The sequence below is a fragment of the Mesorhizobium sp. M7A.F.Ca.CA.004.12.1.1 genome, from assembly GCF_003997835.1.
GTDB lineage: Bacteria > Pseudomonadota > Alphaproteobacteria > Rhizobiales > Rhizobiaceae > Mesorhizobium.
Genome location: NZ_RZRK01000710.1, coordinates 1 through 3,139, shown reverse-complemented (window position 1 = coordinate 3,139; position 3,139 = coordinate 1). Strand labels below are relative to the sequence as shown.

Annotated in this window: 4 protein-coding genes; 2 read left to right on the top strand and 2 right to left on the bottom strand. The window is 63.5% G+C overall.

Annotated features, from left to right (window positions below; genetic code table 11):
* Positions 1–494, bottom strand: a 494-nt coding sequence (locus tag EN984_RS28165) for a M48 family metalloprotease (RefSeq protein ID WP_206517491.1), incomplete at its 3' end; no start/stop codon positions are given.
* A gap of 145 nt (positions 495–639) precedes the next feature.
* Here EN984_RS28165 and EN984_RS28160 point away from each other — a divergent pair.
* Together EN984_RS28160 and EN984_RS28155 are read left to right on the top strand one after the other, a co-directional pair.
* Complete coding sequence (locus EN984_RS28160; RefSeq protein WP_127272409.1) at positions 640–1,788, top strand: aminotransferase class I/II-fold pyridoxal phosphate-dependent enzyme; 1,149 nt, start codon at positions 640–642, stop codon at positions 1,786–1,788.
* Between the two features lie 4 nt (positions 1,789–1,792).
* On the top strand, positions 1,793–2,776 hold the full coding sequence (locus tag EN984_RS28155; protein WP_127272410.1) for a glutaminase: 984 nt from the start codon (positions 1,793–1,795) through the stop codon (positions 2,774–2,776).
* Between the two features lie 170 nt (positions 2,777–2,946).
* Here EN984_RS28155 and EN984_RS28150 read toward each other — a convergent pair.
* The coding region (locus EN984_RS28150) for a hypothetical protein (protein WP_164765700.1) at positions 2,947–3,139 on the bottom strand (193 nt) is incomplete at its 5' end.

Sequence of the window (3,139 nt, the reverse complement as noted above, 5' to 3'; positions counted from 1 at the left end):
CCGGCGGCTACGCCCACGCCCGCACCGGCAAGGCCGCGGCTATTGGTTGTCGCGCCGGCGACCATGGCACCGGCACCCAGCAGCGTCGCGATGATGGCCATCGTCTTGGCGCGTTCAAGCTGGTCGCGGAGTTTCTGCTGGTGGCCGCCGGCGATATGACCGGCTTCGTGGGCGATGACGCCGATGATCTCGTTGGGCGTTTCAGCCGTCATCAGCGCGCCGGTGTTGATGAACAGCCGGCGCCCGGTGACGAAGGCGTTGAAACTCTGGTCATTGACCAGAACGATGTCGATGCCGTCATTCGCCAGGCCAGCCGCCCTGAAGATCGGCCGCGCGTAATCGCGAACCAGCGCCTCGATCTCGGCGTCGCGCACCACCGGCACGTTCTGGGCAAAGGCGCTGACCGAACTCGCCATTGCAACGGCAACGCCAAGCGAAAGCGTCGCGAAGACGCGCGCTGCCTGGGCAATCGTCGATCTGGGTCGGCTCAACATGATGGCTCCACTGGTAGACGAGCGGGCGAAAGATGAAAAGTCGGCGCCGGAAACTTCCTCAACTTGTGATCCTCACATCAATCGGGCATTTGTGCGGCACATGCGCCAGTGCCTGGCGCCGTCAGTCATCGGGAATACTGGTTTAATGGTCGTCTCGCTCTCACGTCGTGGCAATGTCGAGCCCTTCCATGCGATGGACATTCTGGCAGAGGCAAACCGGCTGAAGTCCCAGGGCGTGCCGGTTGTTTCGATGGCCGTCGGCCAGCCCTCCGATCCCGCACCGGTTCTGGTTCGCGCCGCAGCCGCCAAGGCGCTGCAGGATGGACGCATCGGCTACACCGACGCGCTGGGACTGGCAGGCTTTCGCAAGGCGATCGCCGGACACTACGCCGATCATTACGGGCTTGATATCGAGCCCGGCCGGATCGCGGTAACCACTGGATCGTCGGCCGCCTTCAACCTTGCCTTCCTGGCGATGTTCGACGGGGGTGACCGCGTCGCCATCGCGGCACCCGGCTATCCCGCCTATCGCAACATCATGGCCGCGCTCGGCATCGAGGTGGTCGAGATCGAGCTCGGCGACGCCGCCTACCTGCATGCCGGCCATCTCGAGACCGCGCATCGTGAAAAGCCGCTGAAAGGCGTTCTCTTCGCCAGTCCCGCCAATCCAACCGGCGCGGTCATACCGGCCGATGAACTGGCGGCCCTGGTGAGGACGGCACAAGACCTCGGCATCGCCGTCATCTCCGACGAAATCTATCACCGGCTCGCCTATGCCGCCCCCGACACCACGGCGCTTGCCTATGGAGGCGACGTGACCGTGATCAACTCCTTCTCCAAATATTACTGCATGACCGGCTGGCGCATCGGCTGGATGGTGCTGCCGCAAGAGCTGGTGCGGCCGGTCGAGCGCGTCGCCCAGAGCCTCTATATCTCGCCGCCGGAACTGTCGCAGATCGCGGCGATCGAAGCGTTCAGGGCGACCGAGGAGTTGGAGGCGGTCAAGGGTCGCTATGCCTGGAATCGCGAGCTTTTGATGAAACGCCTCCCGGAACTCGGCTTTCCGCTGGCGGCGCCCATGGACGGCGCCTTCTATGCCTTTTGTGACGTCACCAGGCATACCAATGACAGCATGGCCTTCGCGCGCAAGATGCTGGCCGAGGCGCATGTCGCGGCAACACCCGGCCAAGACTTCGACACTCAGGCCGGGCACCGCACGATGCGTTTCTCCTACGCCGGCAGCCACGACGACATGATCGAGGCGATGGCGCGCCTCGAACGCTGGTTGAGGTAGCGCCATGCCGGAACTCGAACAGGCCCTCAGACTTGATCAGGCCCACAAACTTGATCAGGCCTCCAAACTTGATCAGGCATTGGCCGAAGTCGCTGCCGAAATGGCCGATCGCACCGATCGCGGTGATGTCGCTTCTTACATTCCGCAGTTGGGTAAGGTCGATCCGAAGAAATTCGGCATCGCAGCGGTTACCAATGACGGGCGCGTGCTGACGGCGGGGGACGCCGACCAGGCCTTTTCCATCCAGAGCATCTCGAAAGTGTTCACCCTCACACTGGCGCTCGGCAATGTCGGCGACGCGCTGTGGCAGCGGGTCGGCCGCGAACCGTCAGGCAATCCATTCAACTCGATTGTGCAGCTCGAGCATGAGAACGGCATTCCGCGCAACCCGTTCATCAATGCCGGCGCCATCGTCATTTCCGACATCCTGCTTGCGGGCCACCAGCCGCGCGAGGCGATCGGCGAGATCCTGCGCTTCATCCAGTTCCTCGCCGACGACGAGACGATCATCATCGATCGCGAGGTGGCGGCGTCCGAGCGCGCCACCGGCTACCGCAACTTCGCGCTTGCCAATTATATGAAATCCTTTGGCAATCTCCACCATGCGCCGGAACTGGCGCTGGGCGTCTACTTCCACCACTGCGCCATCGCCATGAGTTGCCGGCAACTGGCGCTCGCCGGCCGCTTCCTCGCCAATGGCGGCAAGAACCCGGCGACCGGGCATTCCGTGGTGTCGGCCGAGCGGGCACGCCGCATCGGCGCCATGATGCTGACCTGCGGCCATTATGACGGCTCCGGCGATTTCGCCTTCCGCGTCGGCATCCCCGGCAAGAGCGGCGTCGGCGGCGGTATATTGGGCATCGTGCCGGGCGTGGCGTCGCTTGCCGTCTGGTCGCCGGGCCTCAATGCCAACGGCAACTCCAAGCTGGGGTCGATCGCGCTGGAAAAGCTGGCCAGGATGATGAACTGGTCGATCTTCGCGCCGTGATGCATGTCACCCAAAAGTGCGCAGCGGTTTTGGGACAACGACATGCTTGGAATCAAAGAAGCGTTTTAGCCTTTCGCGATCCAGCATAACGCCAGATAAGAAAATCCCGCGCCGTCTTCGAGACGGCGCGGGATTTTTTGTCAAAGAACTAGCTCATGCGATTGAAAGGCTTAGAAAAAGCCCTTCCGCTGCCACCAGCCGCCGCGCTTCGGCTTGTCCTCGGTCTTGTCCTCGGCCTTGGCCGCGGGCTCTTCCGCGACGATCGAAGACACGACCGGCTCGACCGGCGCATTCGCCGCCGCCGGCTTGCGCCGCGACGGGCGGGCCTTCGGTGCCTCCTCGACAGAAGCGATGGCTGCCTCG

What these genes read in the sequence shown, in the direction of transcription:
- EN984_RS28160 (WP_127272409.1), top strand. Translation starts at nt 640, where the DNA reads ATGGTCGTCTCGCTCTCACGTCGTGGCAATGTCGAGCCCTTCCATGCG.
- EN984_RS28155 (WP_127272410.1), top strand. Translation starts at nt 1,793, where the DNA reads ATGCCGGAACTCGAACAGGCCCTCAGACTTGATCAGGCCCACAAACTT.